The sequence below is a fragment of the Methanolobus profundi genome, assembly GCF_900114835.1.
Classification (GTDB): domain Archaea; phylum Halobacteriota; class Methanosarcinia; order Methanosarcinales; family Methanosarcinaceae; genus Methanolobus; species Methanolobus profundi.
The window spans coordinates 250,976-270,802 of the sequence record NZ_FOUJ01000001.1 but is presented as its reverse complement, the minus strand read 5'-3'; the positions used below and the strand labels follow the sequence as shown (position 1 = coordinate 270,802).

General features: G+C 41.2%; 18 protein-coding genes. 5 read left to right on the top strand and 13 right to left on the bottom strand.

Annotated features, from left to right (window positions below; translation table 11 throughout):
- Positions 1 to 71 precede the first annotated feature (71 nt).
- From BM008_RS01435 to BM008_RS01420, 4 genes are all read right to left on the bottom strand, one after another.
- Complete coding sequence (locus BM008_RS01435) at positions 72 to 2,033, bottom strand: PAS domain-containing sensor histidine kinase (protein ID WP_091932147.1); 1,962 nt, start codon at positions 2,031 to 2,033, stop codon at positions 72 to 74.
- 297 nt (positions 2,034 to 2,330) lie between these two features.
- Positions 2,331 to 3,080: an ABC transporter permease gene (locus BM008_RS01430; protein ID WP_091932145.1), complete on the bottom strand. Its 750-nt coding sequence runs from the start codon at positions 3,078 to 3,080 to the stop codon at positions 2,331 to 2,333.
- A gap of 4 nt (positions 3,081 to 3,084) precedes the next feature.
- Positions 3,085 to 4,068, bottom strand: a complete 984-nt coding sequence (locus BM008_RS01425) for an ATP-binding cassette domain-containing protein (RefSeq protein WP_091932142.1) — start codon at positions 4,066 to 4,068, stop codon at positions 3,085 to 3,087.
- A 3-nt stretch (positions 4,069 to 4,071) separates the two neighbouring features.
- Positions 4,072 to 4,683: a TetR/AcrR family transcriptional regulator gene (locus tag BM008_RS01420; RefSeq protein ID WP_091932140.1), complete on the bottom strand. Its 612-nt coding sequence runs from the start codon at positions 4,681 to 4,683 to the stop codon at positions 4,072 to 4,074.
- 156 nt (positions 4,684 to 4,839) lie between these two features.
- Between BM008_RS01420 and BM008_RS01415 the strand changes: the two genes are divergently transcribed.
- Positions 4,840 to 5,139, top strand: a complete 300-nt coding sequence (locus BM008_RS01415) for a carboxymuconolactone decarboxylase family protein (RefSeq protein WP_091932137.1) — start codon at positions 4,840 to 4,842, stop codon at positions 5,137 to 5,139.
- A 173-nt stretch (positions 5,140 to 5,312) separates the two neighbouring features.
- Here BM008_RS01415 and BM008_RS01410 read toward each other — a convergent pair whose 3' ends face one another.
- Together BM008_RS01410 and BM008_RS01405 are read right to left on the bottom strand one after the other, a co-directional pair.
- Positions 5,313 to 5,798, bottom strand: a complete 486-nt coding sequence (locus BM008_RS01410; RefSeq protein ID WP_091932135.1) for a TspO/MBR family protein — start codon at positions 5,796 to 5,798, stop codon at positions 5,313 to 5,315.
- A gap of 312 nt (positions 5,799 to 6,110) precedes the next feature.
- The gene (locus BM008_RS01405) at positions 6,111 to 6,938 is read right to left on the bottom strand and encodes a YihY/virulence factor BrkB family protein (RefSeq protein ID WP_091932133.1); all 828 of its coding nucleotides are present in this window, start codon (positions 6,936 to 6,938) and stop codon (positions 6,111 to 6,113) included.
- A 106-nt stretch (positions 6,939 to 7,044) separates the two neighbouring features.
- On the opposite strand from BM008_RS01405, the gene BM008_RS01400 reads away from it, so the two are divergent.
- Positions 7,045 to 8,067: an AI-2E family transporter gene (locus BM008_RS01400; RefSeq protein ID WP_091932130.1), complete on the top strand. Its 1,023-nt coding sequence runs from the start codon at positions 7,045 to 7,047 to the stop codon at positions 8,065 to 8,067.
- 129 nt (positions 8,068 to 8,196) lie between these two features.
- Here the strand turns inward: BM008_RS01400 and BM008_RS01395 are convergent, their stop codons facing one another.
- The 3 genes from BM008_RS01395 to moeB form a co-directional block, all read right to left on the bottom strand.
- On the bottom strand, positions 8,197 to 9,735 hold the full coding sequence (locus tag BM008_RS01395; RefSeq protein ID WP_091932128.1) for a tetratricopeptide repeat protein: 1,539 nt from the start codon (positions 9,733 to 9,735) through the stop codon (positions 8,197 to 8,199).
- A gap of 103 nt (positions 9,736 to 9,838) precedes the next feature.
- Positions 9,839 to 11,386 (bottom strand): tetratricopeptide repeat protein, encoded by a 1,548-nt coding sequence (locus tag BM008_RS01390; protein WP_091932125.1) that lies wholly within the window; start codon positions 11,384 to 11,386, stop codon positions 9,839 to 9,841.
- 181 nt (positions 11,387 to 11,567) lie between these two features.
- Complete coding sequence (gene moeB / locus BM008_RS01385; protein ID WP_245747801.1) at positions 11,568 to 12,431, bottom strand: molybdopterin-synthase adenylyltransferase MoeB; 864 nt, start codon at positions 12,429 to 12,431, stop codon at positions 11,568 to 11,570.
- Between the two features lie 334 nt (positions 12,432 to 12,765).
- On the opposite strand from moeB, the gene BM008_RS01380 reads away from it, so the two are divergent.
- Positions 12,766 to 13,041 carry a ubiquitin-like small modifier protein 1 gene (locus BM008_RS01380; RefSeq protein WP_091932119.1) on the top strand — a complete coding sequence of 92 codons (276 nt, stop codon included), beginning with the start codon at positions 12,766 to 12,768 and terminating at the stop codon, positions 13,039 to 13,041.
- A gap of 41 nt (positions 13,042 to 13,082) precedes the next feature.
- The gene (locus BM008_RS01375) at positions 13,083 to 13,991 is read left to right on the top strand and encodes an ABC transporter substrate-binding protein (RefSeq protein ID WP_091932116.1); all 909 of its coding nucleotides are present in this window, start codon (positions 13,083 to 13,085) and stop codon (positions 13,989 to 13,991) included.
- 387 nt (positions 13,992 to 14,378) lie between these two features.
- Here the strand turns inward: BM008_RS01375 and cysN are convergent, their stop codons facing one another.
- The 4 genes from cysN to BM008_RS01355 all read right to left on the bottom strand — a co-directional run bounded on the left by cysN (position 14,379) and on the right by BM008_RS01355 (position 18,610).
- Positions 14,379 to 15,923 (bottom strand): sulfate adenylyltransferase subunit CysN, encoded by a 1,545-nt coding sequence (cysN, locus tag BM008_RS01370; RefSeq protein WP_218146675.1) that lies wholly within the window; start codon positions 15,921 to 15,923, stop codon positions 14,379 to 14,381.
- Positions 15,920 to 16,828: a sulfate adenylyltransferase subunit CysD gene (gene cysD, locus BM008_RS01365; RefSeq protein ID WP_091932111.1), complete on the bottom strand. Its 909-nt coding sequence runs from the start codon at positions 16,826 to 16,828 to the stop codon at positions 15,920 to 15,922. The genes cysN and cysD overlap by 4 nt, the downstream gene beginning before the upstream one ends.
- Positions 16,829 to 16,905: 77 nt before the next feature.
- The gene (locus tag BM008_RS01360) at positions 16,906 to 17,643 is read right to left on the bottom strand and encodes a phosphoadenylyl-sulfate reductase (protein ID WP_091932108.1); all 738 of its coding nucleotides are present in this window, start codon (positions 17,641 to 17,643) and stop codon (positions 16,906 to 16,908) included.
- A gap of 106 nt (positions 17,644 to 17,749) precedes the next feature.
- Positions 17,750 to 18,610, bottom strand: coding sequence for a 4Fe-4S binding protein (locus BM008_RS01355; RefSeq protein WP_091932105.1), 861 nt, complete (start codon positions 18,608 to 18,610; stop codon positions 17,750 to 17,752).
- Between the two features lie 201 nt (positions 18,611 to 18,811).
- Here BM008_RS01355 and BM008_RS01350 point away from each other — a divergent pair, with 201 nt between their 5' ends.
- Positions 18,812 to 19,771 carry an inorganic phosphate transporter gene (locus BM008_RS01350; protein ID WP_091932102.1) on the top strand — a complete coding sequence of 320 codons (960 nt, stop codon included), beginning with the start codon at positions 18,812 to 18,814 and terminating at the stop codon, positions 19,769 to 19,771.
- Positions 19,772 to 19,827: the final 56 nt, after the last annotated feature.

The following is a 19,827-nucleotide window of genomic DNA, read 5'->3' as shown; positions in this document are numbered from 1 at the left end:
TTTTTTGAAGGCTGATCTGAAATGACCTAGCGTTATATATTGATAATACCGCACAGGACAATTGATGCAGATCAGTGCATCGCTACATCCAGCGGAAGTCTAAAAGTGAACTTGCTACCTTTACCAACATCACTTTCAACAAATACCTCACCACCATGCATTTCTACAAAGGTCTTTACCAGTGAAAGACCAAGACCTGTACCATTATAGGCACGCGAGATGGTCGAATCGATCTGCTGGAAAGGCAGAAAGAGTTTTTGAATATCCTCCTCAGCAATTCCAATACCAGTATCAGTTACGGATATTGTTGCCATATTGTTATCCATACTGGCCTCAAGTAACACGTGTCCACCATCAGGAGTGAACTTTACGGAATTACTGGCGAGATTGAACAATATCTGTTTAAAACGTATCCTGTCAGCATTTAGAGACAGACCAGCAGGAGAGATGGAAATTTCGACCTCAATATCCTTTTTTCTTGCCAGTGGAGATACGATGTTAAGTACATTATCAAAGATATCCCGAACACGGAACATCTCATAATGTAATTCCATCTTACCGGATTCTACTTTTGAGATGTCCAGAATATCATTTATCAATTTTAAAAGATGCTTTCCACTATTAGAAATATGACCAAGTGATCTCTTTTGCTGCGGACCCGGTTCACCGAATGTAGAATCAAGAAGCAGATCAGAATAACCTATTATCGCATTGAGTGGTGTACGAAGTTCGTGGCTCATTGTAGCAAGGAACTCACTTTTGGTCCGGTTAGCTTCCTCAGCAGTGATCTTGGCATGAATTATAGCCTCTTCAGCCTCTTTTCTTTCAGATATGTCCTGGAAATTCTCCAGAATATACTGGTTACCTTCTATGAAGATCCTTTTTGTATTCTTCAAAATAGGCGTTTTGGTACCATCTTTACATTTTATGGCAGTATCCATACCCCTGAAACCTTCGAGCCCATCTACCCAAATAGGACATTTCTTTGATAAAGAACCTTTAGGACATACAATATCACACAACTGACCTACCAGTTCCTCTTTTTTATAACCCGTTATCTCACACGTTCTCTGGTTCACGTCCTCGATAACATAATCCTTACCTATGATCATTGTACCTCCGGGTACATTCTCATACATGGTCTGGAAGCGTTCCTCACTTTCCTTTAAGGTCTTCTCATTCTTTTTACGCTCTGTGATATCATCAAGATACAGAATGACACGGTTCCCATCCTGCAAACCCACATATGCCGTAGAGATCAGGAAATCACGGCTTGACACAACGCCATCATCATTAAGGATATCAATATTCCCTTCAACTTTGTGAAAACCTACGCCAGAATTCAATGTCTCACGGACAAGACCGCGGATAGAACAGTCCAGACAATCAGGGTTTTTACTACACCCCCCATTATTGTTGGCATGGACACATGAGAATACCTCGCCTCCAGGGAAACCAAGGATATTTTCAGGGTCCTTTCCTATGATCTCAAGACCTAGCCTGTTGACACGATCGATACGAAGGTCCTCATCTATCATCAATATCAAAGAAGGAGCATGATCATAAGCTACATCAAGGATCCACTTTTGGATAGTGAGATCCAGATCATCATCTGTGGTGTTTGCTACCAACTGCCCCATGAGCATATTACTTTCATTTTTGCGGATCCCTGCCGAATGTGACAATGAGACCATACGAACAATATGCTCTAACTCTTCTTTTCCAAAGGGTTCTTTAAGGTATGTTGAATTAGGAACCTTTGAAATATCAAGGAAAAGATCTCCACTACATTCGTTCACTACAAAGATAAAAGATGCATTGTTCAGACTTTCATGCAAGATCCCGGCAAGCTCACGAAACTCGTCCTTGTCATATGAATAGAATATTATATCTGTATCCTCAACGACCCTTTTGGAATCTTCTGAAATATCTGACATGGACAATGAGAGTAACGGGTAATCCAATTCCCCGAATTTTGACCCAAGGTCAGAATCCTTTTTTTTTCCAATATCAAGTAATAATAATTGCCCCATCTAATACCATCCCAACTAGCAAGTGAATGAACAGATATAATTACTGAATAAATATACAAATGAATAAATCCCATTAAGTTATAACTGTTATATTGTGTATCCATATAAAAATATACTGGTCATCAAAAATTATACTAGTAAAAATAAGATGATAGGGGCATTATACTAATAAAATAAAGCAATGATATCCAAAATATTAATGCAAATATCAGAGCTTATCAAAATTTAAAACACTATTAGTATATTAATTGTATAACAGCCTCTGGTTTACAACACATTATTTTTCACCCTTCCTTATTATATACTGATCTTCCTGAACAGATAAGATCCCACAAAGACCATGAAAACTGTAAATCCTGAAAGGACCATGAAGCTTACTGCAGGATCTACCTGAGATGTTCCAAGAAGGCCATACCTGATACCTTCAACTCCATATGTGAGTGGGTCCAGCAATGTAAGGGACCTTGCCCATGAAGGCAGACTGTCTATAGGGAAAAGTGCACCTGACAGACCGAATATCGGGAAGATGACAAAGTTCATTATTAACTGGAAACCATGCATGTCATCCATCCTTGATGCAATGGCAATACCAAATGCAGTGAATGAGATACCGATAAGCAGCATGAACATGATGGCTATGGCAAAGCCGGGGATGCTGGTAATCTCAAGACCGATAAAAAGTGAAAGTACCAGTATTATCAGACCCTGGATGACAGCTGTTGTTGCGCCTCCAAATGTCTGTCCGAGCATGATCTCAAGTCGTGATACAGGAGCTACAAGCGTTTCCTTAAGGAAGCCGAACTGTTTATCCCATATGATCTGAATACCTGCAAAGACCGAAGTGAAAAGAACGCTCATGGATATGATACCAGGCATTATGAAACCAATGTAACCTTGTTCCATTCCCGGAAGAGTTACTACAGAATCCAGTCCAAATCCAAGGACAAGTAAAAGGAACAAGGGCATTCCCAGACTACCCAGCATCCTGCTCTTTGAACGAACATAGCGTTTTACATTCCTTAACCAGATCGTGTAAACTATATCCATGATATCACCGCCTTCCCTTCATCATCATACGCATCTTATCCTTGGTACTGGCTTCCTCTTCCCTGATGGTCCTGCCTGTAAAGTGAAGGAAGACATCTTCAAGAGTTGGTTTGTGAATAGAGAGAGACTCAATAGTGATGCCATTCTCTGAGGCCATAGTGACTATCTTTGCAACGTGCTTTTCAGCATTCTGCAGTCCGATAGTGATAAAATTATCATGCACTTCAATGCTTTTTATTTCGGAGAGGGACCTTATTATCGAATAAAGGTCATCTTTCTGTTGAGAGACAATAGTGATAACATCTCCACCAATATCATTTTTGAGCTTTTCTGACGTATCAAGAGCTATGATCTGCCCCCTGTCAACTATGGCCACACGATGGCAAAGCTTGTCTGCTTCCTCCATATAATGAGTTGTAAGGATTATTGTGATACCTTTCTCCTTGTTCAGCTTCTCTATATAATCCCACAGATGGTTCCTTGTCTGCGGATCAAGACCAAGTGTTGGCTCATCAAGGAAAAGGACCTTAGGTTCGTGTAACAGACCTCTTGCGATCTCAAGACGGCGTCTCATACCACCAGAGTATGTTTTCACAAGATTGTCCTTTTTATCATCTAGCTCCACAAGCTCCAGAAGTTCGATTATCTTTTTTTGCCTGACATTTTTGGGTATCCGATATAGCCTTCCATGAAAGTCCATATTCTCGTAGGCCGTAAGTTCCTCATCAAGACTCTGATCCTGGAACACTATTCCTATGGACTTGCGCACATCATCCTCATTTGTACGGATATCGAAACCATTTACAGATGCATTGCCTGACGTAGGTTTAAGCATAGTTGAAAGCATTGATATGGTCGTGGTCTTACCGGCCCCATTGGGACCGAGCAGACCGAATACCTCACCACTTTCAATGTTGAACGAGAGGTTGTTCACAGCAGTGAAATCACCGAATTTCTTTACAAGATCCTCAACTGTTATTGCGTACATTTTTCATTCCCCGATACCTGTGAAGAGAAGATCGACCTTTGCTGATATATCATTAGAGAAAGAGTAGTCAGTGTTTGAGTGTAACCAGCCCATAAGTGAGTGGAAATAAATAGCATGCAGGGTCTTTGCTGCGACCATCGGATCAACGGTCTGCCTTATCTCTCCATTTTGTATGCCTTCCTGAAGCAATGAACAGAGCATATTGACAAAATGACCGGGACTATGTCCCTCATGCCGGCTTCCGGAAGGGATCTTGCCAGAGGCCATGATCAGCCTTTTGTGTTCAAAGAATAACAATCTTGAAAGCTCTTTGTCCTTTTCATAATGTTCTGCAACAAGAACAAAGAGATCCATCAGTCTTTCTTTTACAGGAGCATTGAGGGACATTTGTCCTGTCATCAGGTCACGCACAAATTCCTCTTTCTGCTCCTTGAAGTAGAACAGCAATGCTTCTTTTGTAGGAAAGTAATTGAAAAAAGTCCCTTTGGCTATACCCGCTTCTTTTGTGATCTCGTCCACAGTTGTGTTCTCAAATCCTTTTTCTTTGAACAGAGCAGCAGACACATCAAAGATACGAGTTCTGGTTTCCTGCTTCTTTTTTTCTCTAAGGGACATATTACCTCATATTTAAGACCATGATCCATGACCAGATAATTAGATGACCACGGTCATAAATGACCAGAGTCATATTTAAGCATTTTGAGAAATGAATAATGATCCATCAGGAAAGGACATATAGTTTCACTGACAAGAAAAAAAGGAGGAGATCAAATGGAAGGACATCCACTAAACATAATCCAGGAAAAAGACAGTGAATTCTTCAATATGATAGAGGGAGTACGTGAGAACGCACTTTCAGAAGGAGCCATACCGCTTAAATACAAATTCCTTATTGCACTGGCACTCGATGCTGAGCATGGCGCAATTGACGGAGTAAAGGTACTGGCAATGCAGGCAATGGATGCAGGTGCAACAAAAGAGGAGATAATGGAAGCTGTGCGCATTGCAAACTATATAGGCGGCATAGGAAGCGTTTATGCAGCGGCCAATGCACTAAGAGACATACTCTGAATACAGAAACCAGAAGCATCCATAGAATGCTTTTCTTTTAATTTTTTTTCTGCCACTTCGAGCCTTGCTTAAACATGGCAAAATGATCATCGGACTGACAAGGGTCATGGATCCACAACAACTATAGAACAACTACTGGAAATACGAGATTTCCAGAATGAATGTATCACTGATCAGGCATTCAGGATCATCAAGTAATAGTTGAGATACGCTGCAAAAGATACCCACAATAGATATGGAACAAGAATCAAGCCCGCAGTACGGGATATCCTGGAAAATACCACAATATTAACTAAGATCAATACCCACAGGGCCAATATATCTATAAAACCCATTAGAGGAGAACGCAATCCAAAGAATAAGAGTGACCATAGGAAATTCAGAAATAACTGGATCCCAAATACATACATTGCGACCTTTATGCCAGGTGATCGCCATCCTTTTTGCCATATCAGATAAAGTGAAATACCCATTAGAAGATAGAGAATGGGCCATACTACCGAAAAGCTCCACCCAGGTGGAACGATAGCGGGTTTTTCAAGTGATACATACCAACTTGATATAGAATTATAAGTGAATATCCCACCCAGAATCCCAGTTAACTGACATAGAACGACAGAGCTTATAAGCTTCTTCCAGTCGATATGCTCAAAATTCATATTTCACACACCCACTACATGATTCATATTGAATATTAGATATATGTTTTCATCATACAACCGGACACGATAAAATCATACTAGTATGATTATAGTATGATATACATGAATAAGTAAGACATACATTAAAATTGGCCAGATATGTCATATTTTTATTTCAACTTGGAACACCACCTGAGTCTCAAACATCCTGCATCCCCAATGACAAATAACAAGCAGCCAACAAAGTATATTACTAGTAATAGAATATAAAAAGTAGATATTAAAAAGAATATAGTTTTTTGCATACTATGTAGGTGAAATGCCGATACGTCATGATTTTGCATATACGCCAGTAAACTCAGCCATAAAAGTAACAATAATGGAAGATAGATATATCCAGAGAAAAACAGCAAGTATTGACCCAATGGTACCATAGACTGTCGTTATACTGCTGTAAGAGAGATATATACCAACAAGGTACTTTCCGATCGTAAGTAAACCAACTGTAAGCAGGGAGCCCGTAAATACATACCTCATACCAAGATTAGCATCAGGAAGTACTCTGAAAAGATACATGAACAGGACGATAAGGGTCAGGAAATTTATCACCAGACTGGAGTACTGTACAAGACCAGTGGAGACCGGAAGGATAGTTTGCAGGCTATCAGAAACAACAAAGAACGCAACTTCAAATAAAGTACTCATTGCTACAAGTATCCCAAATACCAATGCTGCAACCAGAGCAGATGCCCTTTTACGCACTTGCCTGTGAAGCCAGCTTCTGTTGGACGGACCTGAGCTCCACATCCTGTTGATCATTCTCTGAAACTGAAGGAAGATATTACCTGCACTCCAGAGATAGAGCAAAAAACTCAGTAAAGCACCTAAACTGAAGGATGTACTGACAGAGAGCTGTGTGAAAAGTGAATTCAATACCTTTATCGATATATCATCTGCAAAAAGAGATACATCTGTGATGATGGCTGCTTTTATAAGCTGTTCTTTCAGAAAGATACTCCCCAGGAACAGAGTGAACAGAAGAAGAGAAGGAAGCCCTATTATCGCATGGAAGGAAAGAGCTGCACTGCTTGTGATACCATCATCATCCCTCCACTTGACCAGAGTTTTTCTGAAAAGGCAGACATATTCCGATATCATCTACTAGAACAACCATCCAATAGAATTTATTCTTTATCAGTGATATCTCTGCTCAGAAGTTCCAGGATAGTACTCTTAAATACAATGAACAAGAATGTGAAAAGTAATGAACCATCCAAGCAAGATGCCACAGGCACTTCTGATACTTGGAGTGTTGGCAGCAGTTCTTATTTACGCCCTTTACCCTTACATCAATGCATTTTTCGGGGCTTTCATACTATATGTGGTCTTCAAGCCACTATACACGAACCTGACAGATAAAAGGGGCCTTAAAAAGAGCATAGCTGCATTTAGCATAATAGTCCTGACAATAATCCTGATATTGATACCACTTTACCTGCTAATTACCGTTGTGATAATCCAGATACAGGATATCCTATTCGATACTGACACCATCATAGGATACCTGAATACTGCAAACACATACATAGCCCAGCTTCATCTTGAATCATTACCAATGGAGATCAATATTAATGAAAAGATCACAGAACTTGTCTCGGCCGCAGCTAATTTCTTCAGTACACTGCTGGTCAACGCGATACAAAGCCTGGGACAACGACTCATTGAGTTCGTTATAATGTATTTCCTGTTGTATTATTTGTTTGTAGGTACCGGTTCAAAAAGCTCGATCAAACTTAAAAATGCAGTCCCATTCAATAAAAAGAATACAGAGACCCTTCAGAATGAGTTCACATCCATTGTAAATGCAACACTCATCAGCTCAGGCATCATTGCCCTCATACAGGGTGGGATACTCACAGTAACATTCCTGTTGCTTGGAGTCGATGGTGCATTCCTCTGGGGATTCGTTGCGATCATCCTTTCATTCCTGCCAGTTGTTGGTGCAACGCTCATATGGATCCCGGCTGTTATCATCCAGCTTATCCAGCAGGATTATTTTACTGCTGTAGGCATCCTCATTGGAGGAGTGATCCTCAGTTCCATAGATAATTTCCTGAGACCCATGATACAGAACAAGGTCGGACGTATCCATCCACTGGAATCACTAATTGGAGTGATAATAGGACTGAACCTTTTCGGACTTCTTGGGATCATTATCGGTCCCTTGTTGATATCATATGTAGTCCTGATGGCAAGGATGTTCAATGAAGAATATTTACAAAATTAAGAATGTTCATTGTACATTAACCTTATTAACACATAGCATCGTATTTTTTACTGTAATGTATATAATTAATCCGTTGGCGATAGATTCATGATTGGAAGTTTCAAAACTGAGAACAATAGCTAATTTGGGTTATTTCATATCAGTTTTGATGACTAATATATTACGATGTGTTTGCTCTGCTAGATTAGAAGCTCCAATTGATTCAAAGATAAGTTTTGCTTCTTCTAAGTATTGTAATGCTTTTTCTAGTTCGCCTTTTCCAGCAAATATAAGTCCAATATTTGCCCAATCGCTTGCTTCTCCCTTCTTATATCCTATTTCGCGATGAATATCAAGGGCTTGTTCGAAGCAGTGCAAGGCATTATCAGCATCATCTTTGCCAACATATATCGTACCAATATTTGTCAAAGCACTTGCTTCTCCCTTCTTATATCCTATTTCGTGAGCAATACTAAGGGATTGATGATAATATTGCAAGGATTTTTCCATTTCGCCTTTACTAAAGCATATCACTCCAATATTTCCCAATTGATTTGCTCGTCCCAACTTATATTCAATTTCACTAGCAATATCAAGAGCTTGTTCAAAGTGGTTCAAGGCATTTTCCAATTCGCCGTTATTTAAGTATACCAGCCCAATATTTCCCAACTCAATTGATTCCCCTACCTTGTACCCAATTTCACGATGTATCTCAAGGGATTGTAGATGAGATTGCAAGGCTTTGCTATTATCGCCTTTATTTCTGTAGATTAGTCCAATACTTCCCAATTGGTTTGCTTCTACTACCTTGTATCCAATTTCGCAAGCAATAGCAAGGGATTGCAGATGATATTTCAAGGATTTTTCAGTATCGCCTTTGTCACTGTATATCAGTCCAATATTTCCCAAAGCACTTGCTTCTACCACCTTGAATCCAATTTCGCGAGCAATAGCAAGGGATTGAAGTTGATATTGTAAGGCTTCATTAGTATCGCCTTTGTCACTGTATATCAGTCCAATATTTCCCAAAGCACTTGATTCCCCCCTTTTGTCTCCAATTTCACGAGCAATAGCAAGAGATTGCAGTTGATATTTCAAGGATTTTTCAGTATCGCCTTTATCTGCATATATTAGTCCGACATTTCCTAATGTTGCTCCTTTTGCCTGAATATCATTTGCTTGTTCAGCAATCATGAGAGCTTTCTTGTACTTGCTAATAGCCTCATCATAATCACCTATCAAAAGATTAGTATTTCCAATATCTACAAAAAGTGCTATTTTTTCATAGTCTGTTAGTTTCTGATTTATAAGAAGGCTGAATCTTTTTAGTGCCTCATGTGGCATATATTCATCACGAAACTTCATTGCAGACTCAAAGATATCTCTTTTGTAATCATCATCAAATTCTGGGAAAAAATCAACAATATTAGAAATAGGAGATTTATCGAATGGTTTAATGGAATCTATTTTATCAAGAATTTCTTTATTTGTGTCATCTTGTTTCCGAGAAGAATGAAATGCATACCAGATCGAAATAAATGCTATGATAAGTCCAACAATTCCTATTAAAATTGATAAATCATCTTTTGGCAAGTTGGAATAATGAACAGATAAGAAGTCCATGCTTTCTTTTAAGGCGGTATCTATCCATGAGATGTTACCTGTAGGACTTATAGAATTATTAGCCATTAAGATAAAATTAGCAGGAAGAGATATATGTTTTTTTAAATGGGGTGATGGCTGGATAAGTGAAAGTGGGGAAATGTTGTCCTAGAGAAAATAGAGGGAAGTTTTAGATATTATGTATAACTTCCAAAATGTGTTTTTGTACTTTATCTCCCAAATTACATGCTCCTATTGAATTAAAAATTTGTTGGGCTTCTTCTAAGTAATGTAATGCTTTTTCCTGTTGGCCTTCACCATGATATATCAGTCCAATATTCCTCAAATCGATTGCCTCTCCCAACTTATATCCAATTTTACGGTCAATATCAAGAGCTTGATGGTGATACTTCAATGCTTGTTTTAAATTATATTTGGCACTATATAAGTTACCAATATTTCCCAGTTGGTTTGCTTCTCCCAACTTGTATCCAATCTCGCAATCAATCTTAAGAGCTTGTTCTAAGTATTCCAATGCATTTTCAAATTCTCCTTTAGTTTTATATGCGAGTCCAATATTCCCTAAATCACTTGCTTCTCCCAATTTATATCCAATATCACGATCAATTTCCAAGGCTTCAAATAGATAAGTCAAGGCTTGTTCTAATTCACCTTTATCTCGATATATAAGTCCAATATTACCCAAATCAGCTGCTACTCCCAACTTGTGTCCAATATCACGATGAATCTCGAGGGCTTTATGATGATAGTCCAATGCTTTTTTAAATTCCTCTTTTTTAGAGTATAGCACCCCAATGTTTGCTAATTGATTTGCCTCTCCTAATTTGAATCCAATCTCATGAGCTATATCAAGGGCTTGTTCTAAGTGTTCCAATGCTTTTTCAGATTCGCCTTTATTATTGTATACTAACCCAATGTTTCCTAAATTACCTGCCACTCTCGACTTGTGCCCTATCTCACGATGAATCTTAAGGGCTTGTTGATAATAGTCCAATGCATTTTCATTATCGCCTTTGGCATTGTATATATTACCAATATTTCCCAGCTGGTTTGCTTCTCCCTTCTTGTATCCCATTTCTCGAGCAATCTTAAGGGACTGAAGATGGCATTTTAAGGCTTTTTCAGTATCCCCTTTATCAGCGTATATCAATCCGATGTTTCCTAATGCCACTCCTTTTGACCGAATATCATTTGCTTGTTCAGCAATCTTAAGAGCTTTATTGTACTTGCTAATGGCTTCATCGTAATCTCCAATCAAAAGATTAGTATTTCCAATATTTACAAAAAGTGAGATTTTTTCACTGTCTGTTAGTTCCTGATCTAAAAGTTGATTGAATCTTTTTAAAGCCTCAAGTGGCTTGTATTCATCTCGGAACTTCATTGCAGACTCAAAAAGGTCTTTTTTGTGATCATCATCAAATTCCAAGAAGAAATCAACAATATTGGAAATTGGAGAGTTAGGGAATAGTTTAATGGAATCGAATTTTTCAAGCATTTTTTCTTGATTAGAGAGAAGTTCTGAATGGCCTTTTTCACTTGACTTTTTTTGTTTTAGATAAATGTAAAATGCAACTAATATTGCAATAATTCCAATTCCAAGACTAATATTTTCTATAGATAGAATAGAATAATGAGCAGAGAAGAAGTCCGAGGTTTCTTTTAAGGTGCTGTCTATCCATGAGATGTTACCTGTGGGACTTGTGGAATTATTGGTCATTGGGATAAAATAAGCATACGACAATATATATCTTATTAGATTTTTTAATATCTTGCCTTAGTTCAGACAAAATCAATAATATGTTAGAAAAAGAGAAACATAAAAAAGCATTAGAAATTAGTTATCCCAGCGACAAAAACAACAGAGGACATTAATGATTAAATACTCACATTCTCCTGTCCTAACCCAAAGTACATACACCATCCCCATGAAGATAATTCTCATCCTCTATCGATGTTATCGAAGGCTTCTCACCACATACAGGACATGACGGATCCTTGCGGACCTTGATCTCGTCGAAGGACATATTCAATGCATCATAGAATACAAGACGACCATTAAGTAGCTCGCCAACTCCAAGAAGATATTTTATTACCTCTGTGGCCTGAATTGTACCAATAACACCAGGCAACACGCCTAAGACACCGGCCTCCTGGCAACTTGGCACCATATCAGCAGGCGGAGCATGTTCAAAAAGACACCTATAGCACGGACCCTCGCCAGGGACTACCGTCATAGCCTGTCCTTCAAAACGAAATATACTGCCATGAGAAAGTGGTTTCTTTGCAAGTACACAGGCATCGTTCACAAGATAACGAGTGGCGAAATTGTCAGAGCCATCTACAATGACATCGTAATCTTTTATGATATCAAGTATATTTCCAGGACCGATCCTTTCATTATAAGTGATGATATTCACATCAGGATTAAGATCAGCGACGTACTTTTTTGCAGAATCGACCTTTGGAACAGATACATTACCTCCATGTATCACCTGCCTCTGGAGGTTGCTCAGGTCCACTACATCATCATCGACTATACCAATGGTCCCTACACCGGCAGCCGCAAGATACTGTATAATAGGAGAACCCAATCCCCCTGCACCTATACACAACACTTTTGAGGATAACAGTTTTTGTTGGCCTTTTCCTCCTACTTCCTGCAGGATGATATGTCTTGAATAACGCGTGATCTGTTCATCTGTAAATCCATGGATCATAATTAACCTTCCTGAGACCGACACAGGTCGACCATCATAGCTCATGTTTCTTTTTTAAGAATGGACCATTTTTTGATAAATAGGTATAGAATGAGGCAAAAATACCCATTCATAAATGTATGAAATATTCATAAAACACCGTATTCATACATGCTTACCGGCGCATACACAAGTCTGCTGAAAGGCATATCTCACTTCAGACTGCAAAATGCGGCTATTTTAGCCTGAATAAAAGGGCAGATGTATAAGCATCAACTAATAGGCCAGTAATACAGAATGCTGGAAAAAGTACAGCATTACCATACTATATCCTCATGCGACCACTGCACCCTACAGGAATGCATCTGATATCAACTGAGGAAAGGGATGTGAAAAACAAATGGTATTTATTAAATTCTCATCAGCCCTGAACAGTGTTACAGGAACAAGAGCTACAACGGTCAACATTGGAGATTCTACGGTGAAAGGACTTTTTGACAGGCTTTCCAGCGAATATGGCAAGGAATTTGAAACACGTCTGATGGATGGTGGAGAGATCAGAAGGTTCGTCAATGTTTACGTCAACGGAGAGGACATCAGACATCTTTCCGGCATTGAAACAAAGATCACTGACAGGGACGAGGTCTCAGTACTCCCGGCCATCAGCGGTGGCTGAGCATCGTAAAACAAGCCCGGACCATCAGAAACGGTGAATACATGACAGAACTAAGGATCGGTCATCTTTCCACTATGTACCACAGCTCATTCATACTGATGAGCACTGACTGGCTGGAAAGAGCAGGCATTGAACCTAAATGGGAAATTTTTGGAGGGGGACCTGCCATCGTCCGTGCACTTGAGAACAACGAGATCGATATAGGTTACATCGGACTTCCACCCACGATGATAGGGATAGACAGAAGCCTGAAAGCAAAGTGTATTGCAGGGGGCCATGTGGAAGGAACAGTGATGATAGCCACTGCCAAGTATCATACACTTGATGAATGTAATAACAATAATACACTTTTTTTAGAGCAGTTCAGAGGACTAAGCATTGCCTGTCCACCTGCTGGCTCCATTCATGACGTGATCATAAGGAACTATATCAAAGAAGCTGGTCTTGACGAAGAGATCAGAATCCTTAACTACGAATGGGCAGACATGATACCAGAGGCTATCATGGACGGAGAGATCGAAGCAGCCGTAGGGACACCATCTCTGGCAGTTGTCGCAAAGAGATATTGTGATGCAAAGGTAGTAATTTCTCCTGAAAAGCTCTGGCCGGACAACCCAAGCTATGGGATCGTTGCAAGCCAGAACATGATAGACAATTCACATGACACTCTTTTGAAGTTCATAGAACTACACGATAAAGCCTGCCGGTTCATCCGGGAGAACACTGAAGAAGCTTCAGAACTTGTCGCAGATACCATAAAGATGGTTGATGCTGACTTCGTACAGGACATGTATATGATATCACCCAAATACACTGCAAAGGTATCTGAAGAATATATAGCATCCACCATGAGATTCGTGGATGTGTTACATGAACTTGGATATATTTCAGGAAAGCTCAGGCAGGAAGAGATATTTGACCTTCGATTTGTGAAGAAACTTCAACTTTAAAATATTGGCTCTGTAGGGATCCTGTAAATTCCAGCTTTGAAGTCAACACTATCAATTACCGATAAAGTCAATTGTTTTTAATTAGTGGCAATGGAATGTGCCGCGTGCAGTGGGTGGTCATCCCGTTCTTTGTTTCCAATGATCTTTTGCATAACTATTATAACAACAGAAGTGCAGAGAACAATAGTTATGCTAACCAGAGGTGATGGATAACTTCGATCATCCCGGAGGGTCCGGCAAAGCCGGCTCGATTCAAAAAGATGAAAAATAATTGATCGCTTAAGCTTTACCTTTTGATTCAAATGAGGATTACCACATAACCAAAATATTACTATTTTAAAAAAGATAAGGAATCTGCCGCCCTTAAGAGCTGGCAGAAATTTTAATTCAATCTTTCAGATGGTCAGAGCACACAACCACAGAGACACCTGATCTTGTGGCGATCTCACAGAGACCAGCGATACCTTCGGAATACTGATCACTGTCAACAGATACACCTTTGCAGATGGTTTCCTGTAGCAGATCATCATCCACATAGATGCAATGTGTACCATGCATTGAGAGACGGTCATAACTGGCCTTTGCCTCTTGCTTTTTGTCACCTGGATATGTAATTACCCTGGGCTTCACAGATCTGCATGCCTTGTCAGGAGAGACCTGTTTGCACCTGGTTATCATACCGGCAGCAGCGGTCTGGTTAGTGTGAGGATCGATCACGATGAACGAACCCGTTGCCCGGTTCTCGGAATAGATATCCGCAAATATAGGGCTCTTTAGCTCAACTTTGACCTTCCCGATCCCATTCAGAGCTAAGGACTCCGACGACTTCATACTGATGTCGTCAGGATCGAACTCATGCATCACTTCCTCGAAATTTCCCTTCACAGTGCTTGTGGTATGCTTGATAAGATAATCCTTCCCGAGTTCCATAGGAGCACTATCCATCCAGACCACATTGGCCTCAAGACTTCCGGCGATCACAGGAAGATCATCCACCTTCGCTATCGTATCGCCACGACTGATGTCAATGTCATCCTCAAGACAAATGGTCACTGCCATGGGTGCAAAGGCATAATCAAGGTCACCGTCATACGTGACGATCCGTGATACCGTGCTCGTCTTTCCTGAAGGGAGCACTCTTACTTTGTCACCTTTATGGACAACACCTGAAGCTATAGTACCACAATAGCCACGGAAATCATCGCCTCCTCCCCAGTTTACATACTGGACAGGGAACCTGAGGTCAGCCAGATTGCGCCCACCGGACACATTTACATTCTCCAGATAATCAAGAAGCGTAGAACCCTTATACCAGAGCATATTCTCGCTCCTGTCGATCACGTTGTCACCTTTTAGGGCGCTTATGGGTATGTAGTAGATCGATTCCTCAGATAGCTTGTCAGCAAAGGAATTGAACTCGCTTACGATATTCTCGAAAACTTCTTCCGAATAGTCCACAAGGTCCATCTTATTGATCGCAACTACAAAATTACGGATACCCAGCAGAGAGGATATGAACGAATGCCTCTTTGTCTGCGTTACAACTCCATTACGGGCATCAACAAGGATCAGTGCGAGGGATGCATTGGATGCACCCGTAGCCATGTTCCTTGTATACTGTTCATGCCCCGGAGTATCAGCAATGATGAAGCGCCTTTTAGGTGTCGAAAAGAACCTGTAAGCTACATCGATAGTTATTCCCTGCTCCCTTTCAGACTTCAGTCCGTCAGTTACCAGAGAATAATCGATCTCCTGATTCCTGTGGGCCTTTGAGAATGTCTTGATAACACTCAGCTGGTCCTCGAATATTGATTTTGAATCATGCAGCAACCTACCGATAAGAGTCGATTTACCATCATCCACACTACCTGCAGTGGCAAACCGTAACAGATCGATATTCTGATTCTGCTCGATCAGAGAGTCGGAACTCAAAAGTATCCCTCCTTCTTCTTTTGCTCCATGGAGCTATCCTGGTCATGGTCGATAACACGCGTTATACGCTCGGAATGACGGGAAACCATCATCTCCCCGATGATCTTTGGCAGAGTGTCTGCCTCTGACCTTACCGCACCTGTACAATAATGGCATCCAAGTGTTCTGAAGCGGCACATGACATCTTTGACCTCGCCCTCATGATCATCTGTGTAAACAGGGATCAGTTGACCATTCTTCTCAATGACCGGTCTTTCCTTTGCAAAGTAAAGAGGAACGATATCGATATTCTCATGATAGATATAGGTCCAGATATCAAGCTCTGTCCAGTTCGATAGCGGGAATACCCTGATGGATTCACCCGGATCGATCTTTGAATTGAAGAGACTCCATAGCTCAGGCTTCTGGTTCTTCGGATTCCACTGACCATGCTTGTCACGGAATGAGTAGATCCTTTCCTTTGCCCTTGATTTCTCCTCATCCCTTCGGGCGCCTCCGAATGCAGCATCATAACCGCCTTCTTTCAATGCATCAAGGAGTGCTTTTGTCTTAAGATCGGCACAACATTTGACAGTTCCAACTGTAAGAGGATTAACTCCCTTTTTGAGAGCTTCCTCATTCCTGTGAACCCTCAGGTCAAGCCCATGGTCCTTTGTGTATTGATCCCTGAACTCATACATCTCAGGGAACTTGTATCCGGTATCTATGTGTAATAGTGGAAATGGCACCTTTTTCGGGTAAAAGGCCTTTATCGCAAGATGGGCCATTACCGACGAGTCCTTTCCTACTGAATAAAGCATTACAGGATTGTCGAATTCTGCAGCTACTTCCCTCATGATCCCAATACTTTCGGCTTCAAGTGTCTTTAGATTTGAAAGCCGATACGATTCTTCCGTAATGGTCATCGTGACCCTCCTTTAATTTGTATAGATGTAATTAATGACATTCTCAATTTTATCCTTAGATAGATGATCCCAGGCCCTTATTCCCAAACCCGGGCCTTTATGTTACCTAAATGCAGACCGCATTCCTTTTTAGTGGCCTCTTCCCACCACCAGCGCCCTTCACGTTCATGCTGCCCGGGAAGGACCGGTCGTGTACACGGTTCACAACCAATGCTTACATAGCCCTTATTATGAAGCTCATTGTAAGGGACGTCATTCTCTCTGATGTAATCCCATACCTGTTTTGAGCTCCAGTTGGCCAGAGGATTGAACTTTACGAGTTTCCCGTCACCAAATGCAGGATCGACCTCCATCACTGGAATATCCGCACGTGTATTTGGACTCTGGTCCTTACGCTGTCCTGTTATCCACGCAGCCCTGGTACTCAGAGAGCGCCTGAGCGGATCGACCTTCCTTACAGCACAACACTCACCATGCCCATCCCTATAGAATGAGAACATACCCTTCTTCAGGACAAGTTCCTCGGTCTTTTCCCTGTTAGCAAAGAATATCTCAAGAGGGATATCATAGAGATCCCGCACAACATCAAAGAATCTGTATGTTTCAGGGTGCAGTCGACCTGTATCCAGAGAGAAGACACTCACATCAGGCATGATCCGCGTAGCCATATCGATGAGTACTACATCCTCGGCTCCACTAAATGCAATGGTTATATCATTTCCAAACCTGTTGAGAGCATACTCAAGGATCTCCTGCGGGTTCCTGTCCTTATACTCATTTGCTAGCTTCTCGATTTCTGTTTTTTGTTCTGGCATTGTTGAGTTTCCATTAATTTGAATGAGAGTATCGATCCATACGAGATATTGTATATACATATAAAAATGATCAGTATCACAGATATATGCTTCCAGACGAAACTACTCATTCCAGCACAAAGGTCTTAAACTCTTCAAAACCCACGCGCTGTATAGTATCTCCAAAACGTTCTCCGGGATCTGCCTCATTATTAAAGAACTCCAGAGACCTCTCGATCACATTAAAGAGTGTTTCCTCATCTATAAGTTCAACAAGTTTGACACCAAATCTTGGATATCTGCCAACCTTGCCTCCTACATAGACGGTATACCCTTCTTTAGATATTGCCCACGCATCTTTCGGGCATATCATACGGCACTGACCACACAGGATACATTTCTCCCTGTCATAATGCAGGGTCTTGTTCTCTACCCTGATGGCATCCGCAGGACATGCAGTCTGACAGAGCGTACAATAATTACAGTTATCTTCGACCCATTCCGGCTCAAGTCCGCCCATGACACCGAGGTCATTCTCCTGTGCCTTCATACATGAAGCCGGACAGCCTGTGACACCGAATTTGAACTTGCCTGGAAGCTCCCTGGCAAAATACCGGTCGTCGATCTTCTTCGCAATGTCCTCTGAATCGATCAGTCCTCTGGGGCAGATACGATTACCCTGACATGCAACTATACCACGGACCCTTGGACCACAGGTACCCTGACGGACACCTCGTTCCTCAAGTTCATCAAGGAGAGTATCTGCATCCTCAAATGGGATATATGAGATCTCAAGTCCCTGACGTGCGGTTATGTGAACCTCGCCCCTGCCATACTTCTCAGAAGCATCGGCAAGTGCACGAAGCTGCTCAGCGTTCAGCTGACCGCCTACGATACGAAGCCTTATGGAGAATAGGTCCTCCTGCTGCCTCTGGCGAAGGAAACCGCCCTGTTTGAGCCTGTTATAGTTGATCGTCTTTTCAGCCATGTATTATCAAACCCACTTTCTCATGTTTGGATATATACGTGCATAAAAAGGCAAATGTTGCAACCTTTTGGAGCATGTTGGGGTAATTTTGGCCCCATTCTCCAGTACTATATAACAAGCTCACTTTGCTTTATCCTGAACTATCCAAATGAACGGACAATGAACTCACATTTAGAACCATGGAACAGGAGAGAATAACAAATGATCATAGCACTGGCTGCAATTGCATCTGCAATATTTATGGGAATGAACATTGGCGGAAATAATGCAGCCGCTTCTATGGGAGCAGCATATGGTGCAAAGGCCCGTACAAAGAAGCAGGCTGTGATCCTGATAGCAATATTCTCCCTTCTCGGAGCTGTCATCAGTGGCGGTGATGTCGTAAAGACACTGGGTGACGGTATCGTACCAGGCAACACGATAACACTGGTTGCAGCGATAATTGCGATAACTGCTTCTGCACTCAGTCTGTTCATAGGTAATATATTGAAGGTACCGGTATCAGCAAGTCAGTCAGCAGTGGGATCCATAGTAGGAATAGGGATCTTCTTCGGTGTACTTGATACAGGTCTGCTCTCTACAATAATAGGATGGTGGGTACTCACACCATTGCTTGCCTTTGCGCTTGCTTTTCTCTGTGGGAAATTCATCCATCCAAAACTTGTGCTCTGGCTTATGGACCATGAGTCGGAAGAGAAGATAAGGAGCATTATTGTAAAGCTTCTTACTGCTTCCGGATGTTATGTAGCATATTCTGCAGGTGCGAACAATGCTGCAAGTGCTGTTGGTCCTCTTGTAGGAGCAGGTTTCTTTGATCAGACAACAGGTACGATCATTGGCGGACTGGCACTTGGGATCGGCGCTCTGCTTATAGGTGGAAGGATACTGGAGACAGTTGGAAACGATATAACTGAGCTCTGTACCATACGTGCAATATTCATTGAGGCAATAGCAGCGATCATAGTCCATGGAGCTTCACATGCAGGCATACCAGTGTCACTTGGACAGATAGTACCCGCAGCTATCATTGGCATTGGATGTGCGAATGAAGGATTCAACACGATAAGGAATAAGACAGTGAAACGTATCGGCCTCATGTGGATAACTTCACCAATAATAGCCGGCCTAATAGCATACAGTGCCATGAAGGTCATTTCCTGAAATGACCAATAAGAGATAACTTATAAGGTGCCATGGAAAAAATAGCACCTTAAAGT